This is a genomic window from Dysgonomonas sp. 520 (assembly GCF_010501095.1).
In the GTDB taxonomy this organism is placed as follows: Bacteria; Bacteroidota; Bacteroidia; order Bacteroidales; family Dysgonomonadaceae; genus QVMP01.
Map to the genome: position 1 here is coordinate 204946 of NZ_QVMP01000008.1, position 19415 is coordinate 224360.

A 19415-nucleotide genomic window follows, 5' to 3' on the forward strand; every position below is an offset into this window, starting at 1 on the left:
TGTGCCATGATAAGTCAAAGCTTCGTTAATCACTACAATCTTGATAATTCCGATTTAAATCTGATTATCAACATTATGTGTCATCCTAAAAAAGAAGATACACGCAGATTTCTGTGTGTGATTAACGATGTCATGGATTATTACATGAGTAGGACAGATGACGAAGTACGCTATCCATTGTTGTACATTCCTGCATCTGAGCATTGGGCACAAGAGGTTTGTATCGAGTTTGTCACACTCAAATTATCTCTACTCTACAACAGTCTGATACAAGAAAGATTAAAATTAGAGATTGATGTTCGAAACACCGTATTTATTCCAGAAGACTGTACTGGTGGTAGTAAAAAGCATAAGCAACTTCTTGCAAATTTCCGATATTCAAAACAAATTTATAATCAGATAAAAGACTTATCCATTCCCAAAGAAACCCACAGAAAGAATCTCGTCATTTGCAAACCCTTTAATTGTTCAACTCCAGAAAATCCTTATTTGGATAATTATTGCGGAAATGAAAAATCAATCTGCGATAGACATTTTACAGTAACAAGAGCAGATATTGATGTTGACAAGTTAGACAAACCAATAAAGAAAGATAAGGGGAATAGTTGCAAAATCGAAAATATGTTTGTGTTTCTTTCAAGAAGTACTGATGGGCGTTTTTCAGATGCCTATTCTTTCCAGAAACCAAGAATTGAGAGACTCAATAAATTAGAAGCAGGAATACGGAACGTATTCTATTTCTACTTCTCCACAAAGCCATTCAAGCTTCAGAGATTACTTACATGGAAACTGAAGAATGCTACCGACATCTTGCATGAAGATATAAAAGACATGAAAGATTTCATTTCTCTGTCAACTGAAGAGTCTGATTATATCTTTGGAAGAATGCACAAGCAGACCAATTGTATAATAGAATCAAATGAACTTGATGAGTTTAAAAGCCTAGCGGATGATGCATTGGAAGCTTGTGAATATAATGTTCAAGCCAGAAACAATTTAGCCATTTGTTATGATGAGCATTCTCAAGAATTGTTTAAGAGCCAATACGGAAATATAATTGATGATATTGACACACAGTATTTTGATGTTTTTCTGAAAAATATTCAAGACACATGGGAGAATAAAATATTTCCTACGGTAATGTCATTTATGGATGGCCAAACAAATGCTTGTCTAATACTTGATTATTTCATCTCAGATGAGTATAAGACACACCTTGTTTCTCTATTTGAAACATACAATATTCAGGTAGATATAACAACCTTTAATTCTTTAAAATACAAATGCGTTGACGGTAAATATCTATCAAATAACACATCGAACAAAATAATTGTCTTATCATATCAGGGGCATTATGTTGGCAGACCTTACAATCACTATCCGAACTCTTTTGACCCGATATGTCTTGGAAAAGGGCAAGAGTTGTTAAATGTACTCAACAACTTTATCTTCGATCCATATTATGCTGTACAAAATTATGAATACCATAAGACATTAAGAAATGTGCTATCCTCAGACTACAGAAAGAACTATGTAAAATGCACTATCCCACTTCCTCTCCGTCCCATAAGGAAGATCGAAGATAGCGGCGACAGAACAACATCACATTCTGAAAGTTATAACTCAAATCAAAGCTATCAGAAATATAGAGTATCTACTAGTGGTGGAGCAACAATAAAACTAATCGAATCGGATTATGTCATCAGCAAGGAGAAGAATCAGTTCAGTTCTATACAAGTCATTTCAGTATCAGAACTTAATTCACTAATGCAGGAAAGTGACCACGATTTCTTGATATGTTCATTATCGGAACTCCAAGAAAAATTAGAAGAGATTCTTGAAAAGTCTAAGGACGAAATAAAGAAAGACGAGCTATACATTCGCCAAGATAATCGTTATGCTTTGTCTGAAGAAGAAATATTTTCAGAAAGTGAACTTTGGCAGATCTTATTACGAAGACGGGTTGAGCAAAAGGGTTCTGCAATAGTGTATGCAGAACTTATGGAGAAAATTCCTTATTCGGAACAAATCAAGATGTACTCTTTCGAAAGATGGTATGCACCAAATGATGATATGATATTGCCCCGTAGCCGTATGATGCAGGACGCCATATTTGAATACCTGTCAATAGCAAAACCATACGACAAAATTGTCAGACGTAAAAAAGCCCAAAAGGGAACGATGACAGAACGTAAGAATTCAATGTTAAGGACGTTCTTATGCAACAACTTGTTCTCAGAAGATTTTATAAAATCGTTTGAACGGCTGAGTGATGGTGTCAAGGATATGCTTGGTATAGATAAATCTGGTGACTTGGAAGCATTGATTGATTTGCTTAAGAAAGAAATAAAATACGTTGAAATAAAATCCATATCAAAATATGATAAAAACTAAGCGCGAATCTTTGGAGCAGTTTATAAAAGAACAGCTCATCGGTCCTGGGGGATGCAAAGGCTTGTATTCTTTAAAGCCAAGTGCATCAGAGGATGAAAACTCAGAAGAATTGGGTGAAGTTGTAAGTACTACCCCAGGTTCTATTTATAGTTCTGCAATATTATTTCCTCCGAAGAAAGAAATTAAGACAGAAGGTTTCGTTGAGCAAGGAAATAGTATTGTGACAGAAACGATTGAAACTCCAAAGGACGGAAATGATCAAGGAACAGAGCTCGAAGAGATAACTGATACATCGCAGAATGACGATGAAGACTTAAATTCTTTAAGCAGAAGATTCCCGTCTTCTATGGGCGTTTCTTGTTGTTTGGACTCGGGCTTCTCCAATGACAACGATTTGAAAATTATAGTTTCAGGTCGGTATTATACTAAAGTAGAACAGTACACGCGCTTAGAAGTCATTGTTGAAGAACAGGAAGAGTTTGAATCCTTCTTCAAAAAAAATGCGGATGTATTTAATGAATTGTTTGTTTTAGAAGGCAACAAACTATCATTACGTCACACTATTCCACAATCTCAACTATCATCATACAAAGAAAATCTTCGAGCACTAAACATCAAGATAACTGCTGAGATAGCACAGAACCCTGACGGAAGTGTTGACCCAATCTTTGCCGATGTCACCTTTAAAGAGCAGTATAGGTATTTTAGTTCCTATAAAGAGAGATTGTTTAAGAATCTTTCATCGTTGAAAGGCTCGGATTCATATTTAACAGTACATGAAGCTGAAGTAATAAAGAAACGAATAGAAGTAATTGAAAGAAACGAAACTTTCTTCTCTTATATAGAAGATCTAATTGCAATTTGTGATAGCCGCAATTTTGGATATTGGGTCGAACATCCTTTTGAGAAAGAATTGAACTTGAGATCCTTAAATTTCCATATCTCCACAGAGGATGGAAAGGTTATTTATTCACCACAAAAGAACGATTGTCTCAAAAATATTATTTCCTTAAATATAAATGAATCAGAAACACTTTCACTCTCCGTATGGTTGCAGTTGATAAAAATAAAGGATGATAGAACCTATCTGAAGATTCTGTTAAACAACTCATCAACAGAAGTAAACACAGATGAACAGCATTATTATTCCATTGTTTCAGAAATAGTAAACGAAAGATGTTTTTTTGGAGTAAAGGTTGATGCAAGTAGTAAGCATCTGTGTCAATACAAAAGCGTCTCTTCTGGTAGTCTCGACGATGAAGAAGCCCACAAGCTAAACTTTTTGTATAGGAATATTGAAGATTACGGTGTCGGTCATCTTTGTTCTGTTGATTGGAATAAAGATGACAAAGGATTAATGCATGTATACTCTGAATTTATGCCAAGTATAGAAAGTCCAGATGTTGAACCTGTTCCAAGAGATAAATCATGCGAGAATGTAGAACAGGATGATGTTATCTTACCAAAGGCTTATCTGGATTTGGAGAGTTCACAATGTCTCCAGTTTAAATGGCTCTCTTTCTTATCTCCTACATCAGACACCGAAATTCTTAATAATCTTCTTGGCTTTTTAGATTCATACAAGTCGTGGATTCAAACGCAGCGATACTATATCAATAGTTTGGATGATAAAGAAATGGCATTGCAAAATGTAAAAGATTGTGAGGTTGATTACGAAAGAATGAAGGCAAATGTGATTGAATTCTTGACTGATTCATCAAAAATGAAAGCTTTTAGAGTAATGAATGCCACAATGTTTATGCAGTTGTGGCATAATAAAAAAGATAATCAGAAGCAGATTTGTGAAGATGAAACGGAACTGAATTTTGAATTTTATCAGAAAGCAACAGATGACATATTTCCTGGAGTTGAACATGCTGCATGGCGACCATTCCAGTTAGCTTTTATCTTATTAAACTTTGATGGTATCTTCAAAAGCCAGAATGATCTATCATGGTCAAAAAGGAATGAACTAGTTGATTTGGTTTGGTTCCCAACGGGTGGCGGTAAAACTGAAGCATACTTAGGTCTTATTGCCCTTACAATAATCAATAGGCGATTAACCAAAGGTGAAGCTGGTTATGGCGTAACTGCAATAATGAGATATACGCTTCGGTTGTTGACAACACAACAATTCCAACGAGCATTGCGGCTGATTCTTGCTTTGGAACAGGTTCGTCTTTGGGAACTTGATAATTGCAAACTTGGAGATGAAGAAATCTCTATTGGATTGTTTGTGGGAGACCAGTCTTTGCCTAATTCTTTGGATGGTCTAAAAGACGAATTAAGAAAGAATTGGGAGAGTCGGACAGAAACAAACAATAATAGCAAAATACCATTGGACTTATGTCCTTGGTGTGGATCTAAATTGAAACATCAAATAGATAGAAGTGGGGTGAAATTTTACTGCGAAAACCCATATTGTACATTTGATGTAGTAAATGCTGTCATACCTGTTAGATTGTGCGATGATGATATATACAAAAAACCTCCAACGTTGCTATTCGGAACTGTGGATAAGTTTGCACAACTTGCTCACAAAGTTAACACCGGAGGAAATAGGACTAATAAAGATTCAAGACGATTATTCGGACGCGGTGAAAATTGGAATAAGTTAACCCCAGACCTTATCATCCAAGATGAGCTACATTTACTGTTAGGTCCTTTAGGTTCTGCTGTGAGCTTGTTTGAATGTGCTATCGACCAACTTTGTACAAGGAACGAAAACGGACAGACTATTAGACCGAAAATTATTTCTTCTACAGCGACAACACGTAATACAGCATTGCAAGTTCGTGCTTTGTACGATAGAGGAATAAGTATATTCCCTAAAAATGGAATTGACTACGATGACTCGTTCTTTGCGTTCTACAAACGCAGTAAGATGGCTGGCGACAAAGACTGGTCGTTTGATTCAAAACGCAAATATATTGGTGTGATGCCAACAGGCAGAACACAAATGACCACACAGATGAGGCTTGCAGCCATTCTGTTTGTACATCGTGCAATATTTGAGAAAGAAAATTTGGCAAAGTTGAATGATGAGGATTTCATCAAAGCTGCCGACTATTATTTTACCACTATTTCATACTTCAATAGCTTGAAAGAGGTGGGTAAAACAGATGCGCAGTTCTACATGGAATTTACTAAATACACACGAAGACTTTTCAAACGTGTGATGCGCTACTCTAATATGCTTGAATCTCTTTATGCTTACAATGAAAGATTCTCAAAATCAGAATTGACAGGACGCCTTTCTGGAAATGAAGCTGTCGCAGCTTTGAATAAAGTTCAATCCGTGACTTGGAATCCGAAGCACCGGTTTCCATATCTCGATAAAGATGTTTGGCAACGACCTGAAAAGCCAGATGATTTTATACTTGCAACAAACATGATTTCTGTTGGACTTGACGTGTCGAGATTCAATACTATCATAATAAATTCTATGCCGAGGAATATAGCTGAATACATTCAGGCAAGTTCACGAGTGGCGCGAAACAAAGAAGGTCTTGTGTTAACATTGCATAATCCTTTCCGCTCAAGAGACGTTTCTCACTTTGAAAAGTTTAGAGAGTTCCATGAGAAACTTTATTATTATGTAGAGCCAATATCTATTACTCCTTTTTCGCATAAATCAGTCGAAAAATATCTGCCACTATTCCTCGGTACTTATATCAGACATTTATATTCTGCTTTAGCAAATAATCAATCCGCTATCAATATTGATTCAGTTAAATCGGCTGATATAAAAAAGACTGTCAGAGTATATTTTGAAGAACGTCTTAAAAGAACTTTAAAACTGTCCGGCATAGAACGCGAGCTACTTACTCCAGATTTGTTTGAGTATATTTGTGCAATGGTACATGATATGCTTGATCAATGGCTGCAAAAGAAGGAAGACAATCAAGAACTAGTATATACAAAAAGAAAGGGTCAGTTCGGAGGGAACTTACAAGCCACGCCACTATACTCGTCTTCGGATGACTATGACGAAATGAGACTTCTGAATAAATGGAAAGTTCCTACAGCACTAAGACTACTTGAACCAGAAGCTGTTATCCACATTGTAAAATAGATGCATTATGGAAATCAATAATAAGAAACAATATAATCAGGGTATAGGCAAGTACAAGATTCTTTCTTCTACTGCTGGAGTTGGTGCATTGGTTACGACTAAGTGGGGAGGCTTTGTCATGCCATTGAGTATTTCTGACTGGCAATTTGTAAAGACTCTTTCAGAAGAAATTAAGAAACCGGAAAATTCAAATCATACATTAGAACAACTTCAGGAACTGTCTGGTGTTGACATTATTGATGACTCAAGGTTTGTCGAGTTCTTGAAGCAGAAGAAACAACTTGCTGCATTAAAATGTTTTGTTGCGATTCCGCACATTCAGTTAGATAAGTTTAATCAAATTGATAAAGACGAACATCCTATATATAAGAAGAAACAAGAATCGGGAGTAGAATTAAAAGATGAAATGTTCATTATTCCTGCCATAAACTTTCCCAAATGGTTTATATCAAACAATTTTGATATGAAACCTATCGAAGAGTGGGAGGAAATCTGGAAAGCAAAAAGATGTAATGACGGTAAAATAGATTTTTTTGCTCCGCCAAGAGATCCGAATAAAAAGACATATCGTACTTTTAAGAATCCTATGTTGAATGACAAAACTATTTATGGATTGCTAAAACCAGTTCCTATGGTTTTGATTTGTCCTAACGGTCACATCTCAGATATTCCATGGTACCAGTATTTCTGTGCAAGACTGGCTAACGAAAAGATAGACAAACTAGAGGGTTTTGACTTATTCAATTATGAATGTGAGCCTTGTTCCAATGCACCTGATGGACATCATCAACTACAATGGATTACCAACCGTAATCAGGGTGAATCTTGGGGAACGTTAAAATGTGGATGTTGCAATGGTAAAGTCAGCCTTGCGGGTATCATGAACATAAAGCCATTCTGTCGAGGTGAACGACCATGGGACTCTGAAAATAGACGAGAAATTTGTATTACTGGTCATAATCGCAACATCATGCAAATGGTTTTGGTTACCAGTAACAGCATTTATTATGCAAACAGTTTGAGTAGTCTTTATATTCCTAACGAGTATATCGAGAAGCCCGAAGGACAGTTGACTCCTGAAGCTAATAAGATGCTGCAAAAAATATTGGATAAGATTTTCCCAAGATATGAACGCCGTAGTGAATCTCCTTCAAAAGAAGACTTCTGGAGAAAGATGTTTGATGAAGGTGATACACTTAGAGATGCCGCAGAAGATGACGAAATAGAGCTTACAAATAATGATTGGGATGTACTGAAACAATCGTTTATATACCCGGAAGAAACTGAAGATGTTGATGTTTTGGCAACATATCGATATAACGAATACCAAGTGTTTGCTAAGAACTCATCGACACCAGGAAATAAGCCTGGGTTGCACTTTGAGAATATTATTCTTCCTGATAGTCTTAAAAGTTACTTTACGAAGATTCAAAAGGTGGATACCTTAGCTGTGACCTCTACTCAACTTGGATTTAGTAGAGTATCTATGCCTTCCGCCAAAATAGTTGGCGGAAAAGTAATCTATCCTGACGATCAAATAAAGCCAATATTTACATGTAACAAAGAAGAAGTCCTTGTACTACCAGCAAACCAACTGTTTGGTGAGGGGATCTTCTTTATGTTTGACGAATCCAAAGTGAATCAATGGGTTATCAGCCACAACTTAGAAAAACATTTTCAATGCAATCTCAATGAGGATGATATGGGAAAATTCATGTCTGATGAAATGGAACAATACGGTAGAGCACGCTTCTACCTTCTTCATACTTTCTCACACATCTTAATGAAGGAGTTGGAGTTTTCTTGTGGTTATCCAACTGCAAGCCTGAACGAACGCCTCTATTATTCTGACAAAATGTGTGGTGTACTTATCTACACTGCCGATGGAGCAGAAGGCAGTATGGGTGGACTGGTTTGGCAAGCTCAACCGCATTTGTTAGAGCGCATCATAAAGACGGCTATGAATCGTGCACTAAATTGTTCATCGGATCCAATGTGCTGGGAAAACGAAGATGGTTTAAATAGAGCATCATGCTTTTCCTGTACTATGGTTTCCGAAACATCCTGTGAACAACGTAACCTCGGTCTTGACCGCCGAGCATTAATAGATCCTAAATTTGGTTATTTCAAGAATTTGATATGAGCTTAGACATATACTTTTTCAAAAAAGGCTTTGACATTCAGAAAAGCAGAGCGGACATAGATGCCACTTATACGAAGTTGCAAGCCATAAAAGATGAACTGGAGCAACTCGAAGGTGATTATAAGGAAGCAACGCTATCCAATCTCAATGTTACCCATAATCTCAACAATATGGCTAAGGCAGTCGGATTGTACAAAGTTTTATGGAGACCGGAGGAGGTTGGGATTACTACAGCTTCTCAAATGATTGTGCCACTCGAAAAAGGGATTAAAGAACTAACTGCAAATCCGAAGAAATACAAAGCATTTAACCCTCCTAATGGCTGGGGAGATTATGATATCTTTGTAGATTTCTGTGAATCGGTGTTGCGTGATTGTCGTGAATATCCTGATGCAACTATTGAAGCGGGTTGATAATCAAAACGGTGGTGGTCAGAAAACGAACAAACTGCCAAAAGCGATTAAAAACGATAATCTGACCGATGTTTTCTATATGTAAATCAGATACCATATTTGTACCATAAAAACGCAACTAATTGATATTCAAATACAGTTTCTTTTGAAGAAGTGAAGTAATTCTGGATTACTTTAGATAAATATGTAAAAGAGAGGTTATCTGTGTCATGCAGATAATCTCTTTTTTGTTTACTTTTGTAGACGCATTGGAAAAAAACAACAATGAAACGAATACTACTCACCATTTTCACATTTACATTATTGATAAAGATACCAATTATGCAAGCTCAAGAAAAAGAAACAAAAATTCTGATCGAAACAAGTCTTGGTGATATAACCATCAAATTATACAACGACACCCCACTCCATCGCGACAACTTTATAAAACTGGAGCAAGATGGAACATACGACGGATTATTATTTCACCGTGTTATTAAAGACTTCATGATACAAGGAGGCGATACTTCATCGAAAGACGCTCCACTGAATACGCAATTGGGCGAAGGTGATTTAGGCTACACTGTTCCGGCAGAATTTATATACCCAAAACTGTTCCACAAAAAAGGAGCTTTATCCGCCGCACGTACAGGTGACGATGTGAATCCGGAAAAAGAATCCTCTGCTTCTCAATTCTATATTGTGACGGGAAAAATTTTCACAAGTCAGGAGTTGGATATGATGGAAAAAAACCGTTTCGAAAGATTGAAGCAATCTATCATAAATCGTCTGCAATCGGACAATAAAGAAAAGGTTAAAGAGTTATATAAAACAGGCGACAGGGCAAAGCTTACCGAGTTTAGAGAACAAATTGTTGCAGAAGCAGAGACAGAAGCCAAAAACAGGCAAGCGGAAGCTCTCTTCACCGAAGAACAACGGAACATATACACAACCATCGGAGGAACTCCTCATCTGGATGGTTCGTATACTGTGTATGGAGAAGTGACTGATGGAATGGACGTTGTGGATAAAATTCAGAATCAGGAAACAAATTACAATGATCGCCCTCTGACAAATATCTCCATGAAAATGAGAATAATTGAATAATAAGAAAATGATAGATTTAATTATTGGGAAGACAGAGCACATCCCGATTATACAAGATATTGCAAACAAAACATGGCATATTACGTATGGTAATATCCTGACCAAAGAGCAATCGGAATATATGCTTGACATGATGTATAGCGACAAGTCTTTGCTTGAGCAGATGCAAAACGGTCAACATTTCTTTTTAGCAAAATCTCCCTATACGGGAAATATTATGGGATTCGTTTCATACGAGTTCAATTATAAAGGACAGAACAAAACCAAACTTCACAAGTTATACGTTTTGCCTGAAAGTCAAGGAAGTGGATTAGGTAAGATATTGATAAACGCAGTTGTGGAAAAAGCTCGTGAACACAATAGTTCTGCCGTATCGCTGAATATGAACAGAAATAATAAGGCTCTGGATTTTTATAAACGCATGGGGTTTGAAATTGCGGGAGAGGAAGATATAAATATCGGAAACGGATATTTAATGGAAGATTATATTTTTGAGAAGGTTATAAAATAAAGAAATAATGAATAAAGATATTTGCGTCCTGTTCGATATGGACGGCGTCATGATAGACACCGAAACTCAGTACGATGTGATATGGAAACATCTGGGTGATAAGTATAATGCTGGTATTGAAAACTTTGAGAAGGTTATAAAAGGCACAACCCTGCCCAATATCCTGAAAAAATATTTCTCACATTTGAACGAAAATGAACTGAAAAGTCTGGAAGATGAACTTGACAAGTTTGAAGCATCCATGAAATTTCCCGAAATACCAGGATCAGTAGCTTTTGTCAAATCATTGAAGGATGCAGGATTTAAGGTGGGTTTGGTTACCAGTTCTACCAACACGAAGATGATAGGCGTAAATAAAGAAAAACGGTTCGATATGCTCTTCGATACAATTGTCTCTGCCGAAAGGGTTGTAAAAGGCAAACCCGATCCCGAGTGTTTTCTTTTGGCAGCTAAAGATTCACACGCCGATCCTCAAAACTGCATTGTGTTCGAAGATTCGTTCGCAGGCATTGAGGCCGCAACCAAAGCGGGCATGACTGTGATTGGCGTATCAACAACAAACAGTGTTGAATCACTGAAAGATAAATGCGCAAAAGTGATTCCGAACTTTGAAGAACTTTCTATCAACGATTTACTTGTCTTATAATGAGCAATGAGAGCAAATTACTTGAAATAGCCAAGAAAATCAGGGCTTTATCTCAAACCGGATTAGTATACTCCGACAACGAATATGCTACCGAACGCTATCAAGAACTTCTTGACCTGAGCCATGAGATAACTGCTATTGTTACCGATAATGAAATATCCAGTATTAAAGACGTTTTCCGAATCGAGGACGATTATGTAACACCCAAAGTTGATGTTCGTGCGGTTGTTTTCAACGAAAAAGACGAAATATTGTTGGTTAAAGAACGAGCCGACGGAATGTGGGCAATACCCGGAGGTTGGGCAGATGTGGGTTATTCTCCAAAAGAAATAGCCGTGAAAGAGGTAAAAGAAGAAACAGGATTGAATGTCGAACCCGTCAGACTTTTAGCCGTATTGGACAAAAAATGCCATAACCATCCGCCTCACTTGCACTATGCCTACAAAATATTCATTCTATGCAAATTGATTGATGGTTCGTTTACTTCTGCCTTCGATATTCTGGATAAAGGGTTCTTCGCTCAAAACGAATTGCCACCTTTGTCTCTTGAACGAAACACTAAAGAACAAATCGACCTGATGTTTCAGTACAGATATGATGCAAACAAAGAAGCTGTTGTGGATTAATATCACCCTCAACAGCCTCTTTGTCCTTTTAGTTACAATTTTATTTATTCAATTTATATTTGATCGGTAACGTAAACTGCACCCTAACCGATTGCCCGTTTTGTCTGCCGGGAACCCAGTTTTGCATACTCTTAACCACTCTTACGGCTTCTTTATCACAAGCAGGGTCTAATGTTCTAACCACCTTTATATCTGTGATTGATCCGTTTTTTTCAACAACGAATTGCAAAATAACTTGTCCTTCTATGCCAAGTTCCGCCGCCGAAGTAGGGTACTTAATATTATCACCCAAATAGCGCATCAACTCTGCCCTTCCTCCCGGATAATCGGGCATTTGCTCTACAACCTCAAATATTTTATCAGGTTGCTTTTTGCTGCCGTCACCATCTCCTGCTCCGGTCATCCCTGCATTGTCAAATATCTTATCAGCACTTAGAGCATTCGGATCTCTTGAGCCATCCAAAACATTGTAATTGCCAATTTCAAGACCTTTATCTTCATTCAATTTATTCTGATCTTTGATTTCGTTTTCCTCTGTAACCTGTTCATTTGGGACAATAACAGGAGGTGTAAACTGAATAGATGCCCTCACCGGAGGTGGTGGCGGAGGAGTGTCTTCCACGGGAGGAATTATAACATCATCTTCAATTTTATCATCTTCCACATCTACCATTTGTACCACATCTTGTGTTCCCTCTGCTCTTCGATCTATTTGCGACTTAACTTCACTAACCAAATAAGGTACAGCCCCAACAACCCCAACAAAACAAAGTACAATTATAAATGCCAGAACCTGTCTTTTCGTTGATGTACTGCGCAATTTGTATGCTCCATATTGCTTGTTTTTGCCATTGAAAACAACATCACACCAGTCTTGCGAATTTAATTTTATATCACGTGCCATGACTATAAGATTTTAATGATTAATAATTTTATTTCTTCTTTTTATCTTATAGAGAGCATTGTCACAAAAATTCCATAAATGGTGATAAAAAAAATTTAAATTTGAAAAAACAGAGTACTTAATTCTTTTTCTCTTTTTTATAGAATATCTTTGCAAACAAGTAATAATTCTACAAATTAGACTTATGGAAAACCCTATATTTTGTTACGAAATGAAAGTTCGCGATTATGAGTGCGACGCTCAGGGAATTGTGAACAATGCGAACTATCAACATTATTTCGAGGTCACCCGCCACGAATTTATGGAGAATCTTGGGTTGAACTTTCTCGAACTACACAATCAAGGGATGGATCTTGTTGTGGCAAGCGTATATATCAAATATAAAAGTTCGCTCTTTGGCATGGATAAATTCCGCTGCACTGTGGAACGGATAGAAAGGAAAGGTGTGAGGTATATTTTTCACCAAAAAATTGTCCGGATATCTGATAATGTAGTTTGTTCCACAGGCGAAATTACGGCTGTTTGTGTAATTGACGGTAAACTTTCAAGACCGGAATATATAGATAAAATTTTTGCCGATTATATATAAAAATGAGGAAAGAAGATTTGAGAATCGTATTTATGGGTACACCCGACTTTGCAGTGGAAACATTGAAAGTGTTGGTGGAAAATAAATACAATGTTGTAGGGGTTATCACAATGCCCGACAAGCCTAGTGGAAGAGGACATAAAATTCAATATTCCGCAGTAAAAAAATATGCTTTGGATAATAATTTACCCATTCTTCAACCTGAAAAACTGAAAGATGAGACTTTTTTGTCCGAATTACGGGAATGGAAAGCCGATCTGCAAATTGTTGTCGCATTTCGTATGCTGCCCGAAGTTGTCTGGAATATGCCACCTCAAGGTACATTCAACCTACATGCCTCATTACTACCCCAATACAGAGGTGCCGCACCTATAAACTGGGCAATCATAAACGGAGAAAAAGAAACCGGTGCAACTACATTCTTCCTGACTCATGAGATTGATACGGGGAAAATCATCCTGCAAGAAAAAGTTGCTATCGGAGAAACTGATAATGTAGGCAAAATTCATGACGAGCTTATGCTCATGGGAGCCCAATTGGTCAGGAAAACGGTAGATATTATCTTATCGGGGCAGGTTGATGCCATCGACCAAAGCAAGTATTATCAAAACGAGGAAGACCTGAAAACCGCTCCTAAGATTTTTAAGGAGACTTGCCGTATCGATTGGAATCAACCCGCAGAAAAGATATACAACCTTATCAGGGGACTATCCCCCTACCCTGTTGCCTGGACCGAATTATGCAATGACAAGGATGAAACTCAACCGATAAAAATATTCTCGGCAACCATCATAATGGACGAAAATCATCAGATGGAACCGGGTTCTATGAAAACCGATAATAAAAGCTACATTCATATAGCTTGTAAAGACGGTTTTATGAACGTTCAGGATATTCAACTTGCCGGAAAAAAAATGATGAAGACCAGCGAACTTCTAAACGGCTTCAAATTCGCAGAAGGTAGTTATTTTAAATAAATATTGTAGATGCAAAAAGTTATCAAATCCACCAATATAGAAGGAGACATAAAAGCAATTCTTTCCCAAATACCTCACGACAGGTTATTTATACTAACTGATAGTAATACAGAAAAATTGTGTTTTCATTTGATCAGCAACATAGAGGAGATAAAAAATGCCGGCAAAATCACGATAAAAGCAGGAGACGAGAACAAAAACCTGAATAGCTTATCTTTGATCTGGAAATATCTTTCCGAAAATGGCGCCACGCGCAACTCCCTGCTTGTCAATCTTGGTGGCGGAATGATAACCGATATTGGCGGTTTTGCTGCTGCCAGCTTCAAACGAGGAATAAAATGCGTAAATATTCCGACAACATTACTCGGAGCCGTTGATGCTGCCGTTGGAGGAAAAACAGGAATCAATTTCAACGGGCTTAAGAATGAAGTTGGCGCATTTGCTCCTGCCGAAACCGTTCTGATTGACTCCGAATTCTTCAAATCGCTCGATCATGCAAACTTTCTTTCGGGCTATGCCGAAATGCTGAAACATGGACTTATCTCGAACAAACAGACATGGAGCAAACTATTATCATTCGACACCGACAATATTGATTACAACATACTTAAAGACCTTGTTGTTGAATCGGTTGAGGTGAAAGAAAGAATTGTAGAACAAGACCCTTTTGAAAAAAGTATCCGAAAGGCTCTCAATCTGGGGCATACTATCGGGCATGCGTTCGAAAGCATTTCATACAAAATAAACAAACCTATGCAACACGGATATGCCGTTGCCTGGGGGATGGTTTGCGAACTGTATCTTTCCCACATTAAATGCGGATTTCCGAAGGAGGTATTCTTACAAACAACCATATTTATAAAAGAAAATTATGGTAGTTTCTATCTTGGTTGTGACGAATACGAGCAAATGTACGAACTCATGAAGCACGACAAAAAGAATGAGTCGTCCGACAGAATCAACTTCACGCTGTTGAAAGATATAGGCGACATCAGCCTAAACCAAACTGCAAATAAGGAGGAAATATTTGAATCAATAGATTTTCTTCGCGAGAGTATGGGCGTTTAATTTCCTCACCTACGCTTACGGGTCATATCTATACGGAGGAATATAAAAAGGAGAATTGTAAAACCCAACAGAGACGATCCTCCATAACTAAAGAACGGCAAAGGAATCCCAATTACAGGTGTCAGACCTATAACCATCCCGATGTTTATTGTCAGGTGGAATAAGAAAATGGCCGCTACGCAATACCCATAGACTCGTCCAAAGGTGTTCTTTTGTCGTTCCGACAGATATATAAGGCGGAGAATCAATACCAGGAACCCCAATACAACTATAACCGACCCTACAAATCCCCGTTCTTCACCTACCGTGCAGAATATGAAGTCGGTATCTTGTTCGGGAACATATTTCAGCTTTGTTTGTGTTCCGTGCAAAAAGCCTTTACCAAGCAAACCTCCCGATCCGATAGCTATTTTAGATTGGTTGACGTTATATCCGGCTCCTGACGGATCGTCCTTCATACCCAACGACACCAATATCCTTTTTTGCTGATGAGGCTGTAATGCTTTCGTGAATACATAATCGACCGAACTGACATACGCAATGCCTCCTATTACAAACAAAACAATGTAAACATATCTCATGCTCCAGTGTTTACGAGCCAGAACCAATAAATAAGTTATCAGGGCAACAATGGCAACTGCAATCGCAATTCCCCACGGAACGGGTATGAATAAAGACAAAATATATGTCAAACCCAATATACCTATCAAACCCAATATGATGTACTTCGCCGCATGCCTGTCTTTTTTGTAATTAAATACCAAACATGCCGAAATTAGTATCATAATGATGATGGATAATAATTCGCCCAATGATACAAATCCCAGCTCCACATCCGAAAACCTTAAGCCTATTACGAAGAAAGCTATCGCACACAAACCCGAAACCAGAACCATTCCGGGCAAGCCTTCCCTATACAGCATCAATACAAAAGCCGTATACACCAAGGCCGAACCTGTCTCTTTCTGAAGGAAGATCAGCAACATGGGCAATATAATCAAACCTGCAATTGCAGACAGGTTTTTGAAGGTCATCAATTTGAAATTGTAACGGTTCATAAATCTGGCCAAAGCCAATGCTACCGCAAACTTGGCAAACTCGGCGGACTGGATATTTATAGAATCGGTTATAACAATCCACGATCGTGAACCTTTTATGTCTTTTGCAATGAAGATGGTGAGAATCAGCAACCCTATAAAGAAAGCATAAATGAAATAGGCAAAAACATCAAAGATGTTGCTGTCCAACTTTAAGATGATGAATGCCACAACAGCGGAAAAACCAAAAAACACAAGTTGTTTCCCGGCCCTTCCCGACAGGTCGAACATAGTCACACCCGAATCGAACTGATAGCTGGACGCATATATGCTAAACCATCCGGCAAGCACCATCCCCAAATAGAGAAGGATGATTACCCAATCTACACTTGCCCTGATATGATCGTCTTCTCTGATATAAGCACTCATATTTTCCTAATTGGTCGAATTTCTATTTTCTGTTGGCGTTGCCGGTTTAGTTTCGTTGTTTGCCTTGGCTTTTCCTGCACCCCAAGCTGTTGCAGACTTCGCATGAACAATAGCATGCGCAATCCTATCCTCAATTGGCTTGTCGCCCGGTCTTATCTCTCCCTTCAAATATTTCTGGAACATCAATCGTCCGATAGGTACTCCAAACGTAGCACCCCATTCACCGTTTTCCACAACCACAAAAATTGCAACTTTAGGCTCATTCTTGGGGGCAAATCCCATAAATATAGAGTGGTCTTTACCATGCGAGTTTTGGGCGGTTCCCGTTTTTCCACAAACTTCTATTTCCGGCAAAAGATTCGTCCCTCTACACGTTCCTCCCGTAACTGCCTTAGCCATACCCTCCACAATATTCACATAATGTTTTTCCTCGACGCCTGTATAGTTGGGAGTGGTGTATTTTGCATCAAGAACCGTATCCTGAACTTCTTTCACAACATGAGGCTTATAATAATATCCCCTGTTGGCAATTGTAGCAGCCAAATTTGCCACTTGAAGCGGGGTTGCAAGCACCTCTCCCTGCCCAATTGCTATGGAGATAACATTTTGAGGATACCAGTTCTCAGTTTTAAAGTTCTTGCTGTAATATGCACTATTCGGTATAAAACCTCTCATCTCCGATGGTAAATCGACATCCAATTTATAGCCGAATCCCATTTTCACCAGATCATCTTTCCATCGGTCAAATGCTTCCAGAATATTTTTATATTTCTTCCGGTTGCTCAACATTGCATTCAAGCCATAGCAAAAATATGAGTTACACGACGTTGCTATTGCCGGTTCAAGCGGTAGTGGCGACCCATGCCCGTGACATTTGGGGCGTCCTCCTCCCGGAGGATAACCTCGTGCGCAAGAGTACATAGTAGATGGTTGTATTATCCCTTCTTGCAGGAAAATCAAGCCTTGCGTGGTTTTGAATGTAGACCCCGGAGGATATACTCCTTGAATTGCCCTGTTCAGCAGAGGCTTGTCGGGATCGTTAGCCAATGTCAGGTAATTCTTCCCGAAATCCCTCCCCAATAGAATTGAAGGATCGTAAGTGGGAGCCGTAACCATGCAAACAATCTCGCCCGTGGCAGGTTCTATCATTACGATGCTGCCCCTTTTTCCCTGCATCAGATATTCTCCGTATGCTTGCAAATCTATATCTATGGATAACTTCAGGTTGCGTCCCGAAACAGGTGCAACATCATGCTTCCCATTTTCATAATGCCCTTGTATTCTTCCGTGGGCATCACGCAGAAGTATCTCTACACCTTTTTCTCCCCTTAGCAAATTTTCATACGAACTTTCAACTCCCGATCTTCCGGCATAGTCTCCCCGAACATAATAATCGTCATTTTTTATCATGTTCTTATTAACCTCCGCCACATATCCCAACACTTGGGCTCCGTTGAGATAATTATATTGCCGTAACGCTCTGTTTTGAATGTAAAATCCGGGAAATTTGTATGATTTTTCCTGAAAAAGACCATATTCGTGCAACTCAAGTTGAGTCATCAACGTTTGCATTGTATATGTGGAATAACCGGGATTAAGAGTTTTATTTTTCACATCGGCAAACCTTTTGTCCAGCTCTTCCCTCGTTATGCCCAGTATATTGCAGAAATCGAGCGTATCGAAAGGCTGTACTTCCCTCGGTATATATACAATATCATAAGTCGGACGGTTGTAAACGAGTAATCGGTCTTTGCGGTCAAATATAGTACCTCGTGCCGGATACAGTGTTTTATTATAAAACGCATTACCATCGGCAGAGTCTTTATAGTCACTGCTCAGTATTTGCAATGCAAACAACTGGGTAACAAGTATTAAAACTATAATAGTTGCCGCACCTCCAATTACATATTTTCTTTTTTCAAAATTAAATTTATTCGTACTTGCCACTTATAATCAACGAGTTTTTTTTTGATTTGTCTTGTGTTTGTTTTGTTGTCAATTAATCCTAAACTTTCTTTTTATTCGAGGAGAAACAATCTATAGCAAATATAAGCAAAGAAGTCAACACCGTAGATGTCAAAATCTTTAATAATAAATTTGTTATATTAAAATATGAAAAGGACTCTACCGACAACAAAATCGCATGGTGTATAAACACGTACACCACTGCATATTTTATAAAATTTCCACCGAAAGCGGAAACACTCGGTATATAAGAATCGAAATCCTCTTGCTGAAAAAACAATCCCTGAACAGGACGCCTGAAAAAAGCCACGCATGTGGTTGCCGCCGCCGCAATGCCCGGTGTATTGCAAAACATGTCGATAGTAAGACCCAATATAAACCCTAACAATGTCAGAAAATAACGGTTAATTCCTATCGGCAGCTTGATGATGAAGTAAATATACAAGTATGGCGTTGCATATCCGTAAAACGATATATTGTCTAAAGCCAATACTTGCAACAATACCAAAACAATAAATAAAATAGAAAATCTAATAAAACTAATCATTCAAT

The 19415-nt window shown here is 38.1% G+C and carries 15 protein-coding genes; 11 read left to right on the top strand and 4 right to left on the bottom strand.

From position 1 onward, the window contains the following. Nucleotides 1-6 precede the first annotated feature (6 nt). The 8 genes from D0T56_RS06795 (at nucleotide 7) to D0T56_RS06830 (ending at nucleotide 11894) form a co-directional block, all read left to right on the top strand. Complete coding sequence (locus tag D0T56_RS06795) at nucleotides 7-2394, top strand: hypothetical protein (RefSeq protein WP_163319381.1); 2388 nt, start codon at nucleotides 7-9, stop codon at nucleotides 2392-2394. Further along, complete coding sequence (locus tag D0T56_RS06800) at nucleotides 2381-6469, top strand: helicase-related protein (protein WP_163319382.1); 4089 nt, start codon at nucleotides 2381-2383, stop codon at nucleotides 6467-6469. The genes D0T56_RS06795 and D0T56_RS06800 overlap by 14 nt, the downstream gene beginning before the upstream one ends. A gap of 7 nt (nucleotides 6470-6476) precedes the next feature. Then, a complete protein-coding gene (gene drmB / locus D0T56_RS06805; RefSeq protein ID WP_163319383.1) occupies nucleotides 6477-8612 on the top strand; it encodes a DUF1998 domain-containing protein in 2136 nt (711 codons plus the stop codon). After that, nucleotides 8609-9025 carry a hypothetical protein gene (locus D0T56_RS06810; RefSeq protein ID WP_163319384.1) on the top strand — a complete coding sequence of 139 codons (417 nt, stop codon included), beginning with the start codon at nucleotides 8609-8611 and terminating at the stop codon, nucleotides 9023-9025. The genes drmB and D0T56_RS06810 overlap by 4 nt, the downstream gene beginning before the upstream one ends. A gap of 264 nt (nucleotides 9026-9289) precedes the next feature. Continuing rightward, nucleotides 9290-10111, top strand: coding sequence for a peptidylprolyl isomerase (locus tag D0T56_RS06815; RefSeq protein ID WP_163319385.1), 822 nt, complete (start codon nucleotides 9290-9292; stop codon nucleotides 10109-10111). A 7-nt stretch (nucleotides 10112-10118) separates the two neighbouring features. Continuing rightward, complete coding sequence (locus tag D0T56_RS06820) at nucleotides 10119-10622, top strand: GNAT family N-acetyltransferase (protein WP_163319386.1); 504 nt, start codon at nucleotides 10119-10121, stop codon at nucleotides 10620-10622. A 7-nt stretch (nucleotides 10623-10629) separates the two neighbouring features. Further along, nucleotides 10630-11268 (top strand): HAD family phosphatase, encoded by a 639-nt coding sequence (locus D0T56_RS06825; RefSeq protein ID WP_163319387.1) that lies wholly within the window; start codon nucleotides 10630-10632, stop codon nucleotides 11266-11268. After that, complete coding sequence (locus D0T56_RS06830) at nucleotides 11268-11894, top strand: NUDIX hydrolase N-terminal domain-containing protein (protein ID WP_163319388.1); 627 nt, start codon at nucleotides 11268-11270, stop codon at nucleotides 11892-11894. Before D0T56_RS06825 ends, D0T56_RS06830 begins: the two co-directional genes overlap by 1 nt. A gap of 40 nt (nucleotides 11895-11934) precedes the next feature. Here the strand turns inward: D0T56_RS06830 and D0T56_RS06835 are convergent, their stop codons facing one another. After that, entirely contained in the window at nucleotides 11935-12798 is an 864-nt protein-coding gene (locus D0T56_RS06835; RefSeq protein WP_163319389.1) for an energy transducer TonB, read from the bottom strand. A gap of 184 nt (nucleotides 12799-12982) precedes the next feature. Between D0T56_RS06835 and D0T56_RS06840 the strand changes: the two genes are divergently transcribed. The 3 genes from D0T56_RS06840 to aroB are packed head-to-tail and all read left to right on the top strand — an operon-like array spanning nucleotide 12983 to nucleotide 15432. Beyond that, complete coding sequence (locus D0T56_RS06840; protein WP_163319390.1) at nucleotides 12983-13387, top strand: thioesterase family protein; 405 nt, start codon at nucleotides 12983-12985, stop codon at nucleotides 13385-13387. 2 nt (nucleotides 13388-13389) lie between these two features. Then, complete coding sequence (gene fmt / locus D0T56_RS06845; protein ID WP_163319391.1) at nucleotides 13390-14364, top strand: methionyl-tRNA formyltransferase; 975 nt, start codon at nucleotides 13390-13392, stop codon at nucleotides 14362-14364. Between the two features lie 9 nt (nucleotides 14365-14373). After that, a complete protein-coding gene (aroB, locus tag D0T56_RS06850) occupies nucleotides 14374-15432 on the top strand; it encodes a 3-dehydroquinate synthase (protein WP_163319392.1) in 1059 nt (352 codons plus the stop codon). Between the two features lie 5 nt (nucleotides 15433-15437). Here aroB and rodA read toward each other — a convergent pair whose 3' ends face one another. The 3 genes from rodA to mreD are packed head-to-tail and all read right to left on the bottom strand — an operon-like array spanning nucleotide 15438 to nucleotide 19410. Beyond that, nucleotides 15438-16898, bottom strand: a complete 1461-nt coding sequence (gene rodA / locus D0T56_RS06855) for a rod shape-determining protein RodA (protein ID WP_163319393.1) — start codon at nucleotides 16896-16898, stop codon at nucleotides 15438-15440. Nucleotides 16899-16904: 6 nt separating this feature from the next. Beyond that, nucleotides 16905-18845 (bottom strand): penicillin-binding protein 2, encoded by a 1941-nt coding sequence (mrdA, locus tag D0T56_RS06860; protein WP_163319394.1) that lies wholly within the window; start codon nucleotides 18843-18845, stop codon nucleotides 16905-16907. Nucleotides 18846-18903: 58 nt separating this feature from the next. Next, nucleotides 18904-19410 (bottom strand): rod shape-determining protein MreD, encoded by a 507-nt coding sequence (mreD, locus tag D0T56_RS06865; RefSeq protein WP_163319395.1) that lies wholly within the window; start codon nucleotides 19408-19410, stop codon nucleotides 18904-18906. Nucleotides 19411-19415: the final 5 nt, after the last annotated feature.

Excerpts from the sequence above, each read along its gene's own strand:
- D0T56_RS06795 (WP_163319381.1), top strand. The coding sequence starts at position 7 with ATGATAAGTCAAAGCTTCGTTAATCACTACAATCTTGATAATTCCGAT.
- D0T56_RS06800 (WP_163319382.1), top strand. The coding sequence starts at position 2,381 with ATGATAAAAACTAAGCGCGAATCTTTGGAGCAGTTTATAAAAGAACAG.
- drmB (WP_163319383.1), top strand. The coding sequence starts at position 6,477 with ATGGAAATCAATAATAAGAAACAATATAATCAGGGTATAGGCAAGTAC.
- D0T56_RS06810 (WP_163319384.1), top strand. The coding sequence starts at position 8,609 with ATGAGCTTAGACATATACTTTTTCAAAAAAGGCTTTGACATTCAGAAA.
- D0T56_RS06815 (WP_163319385.1), top strand. The coding sequence starts at position 9,290 with ATGAAACGAATACTACTCACCATTTTCACATTTACATTATTGATAAAG.
- D0T56_RS06820 (WP_163319386.1), top strand. The coding sequence starts at position 10,119 with ATGATAGATTTAATTATTGGGAAGACAGAGCACATCCCGATTATACAA.
- D0T56_RS06825 (WP_163319387.1), top strand. The coding sequence starts at position 10,630 with ATGAATAAAGATATTTGCGTCCTGTTCGATATGGACGGCGTCATGATA.
- D0T56_RS06830 (WP_163319388.1), top strand. The coding sequence starts at position 11,268 with ATGAGCAATGAGAGCAAATTACTTGAAATAGCCAAGAAAATCAGGGCT.
- D0T56_RS06835 (WP_163319389.1), bottom strand. The coding sequence starts at position 12,798 with ATGGCACGTGATATAAAATTAAATTCGCAAGACTGGTGTGATGTTGTT.
- D0T56_RS06840 (WP_163319390.1), top strand. The coding sequence starts at position 12,983 with ATGGAAAACCCTATATTTTGTTACGAAATGAAAGTTCGCGATTATGAG.
- fmt (WP_163319391.1), top strand. The coding sequence starts at position 13,390 with ATGAGGAAAGAAGATTTGAGAATCGTATTTATGGGTACACCCGACTTT.
- aroB (WP_163319392.1), top strand. The coding sequence starts at position 14,374 with ATGCAAAAAGTTATCAAATCCACCAATATAGAAGGAGACATAAAAGCA.
- rodA (WP_163319393.1), bottom strand. The coding sequence starts at position 16,898 with ATGAGTGCTTATATCAGAGAAGACGATCATATCAGGGCAAGTGTAGAT.
- mreD (WP_163319395.1), bottom strand. The coding sequence starts at position 19,410 with ATGATTAGTTTTATTAGATTTTCTATTTTATTTATTGTTTTGGTATTG.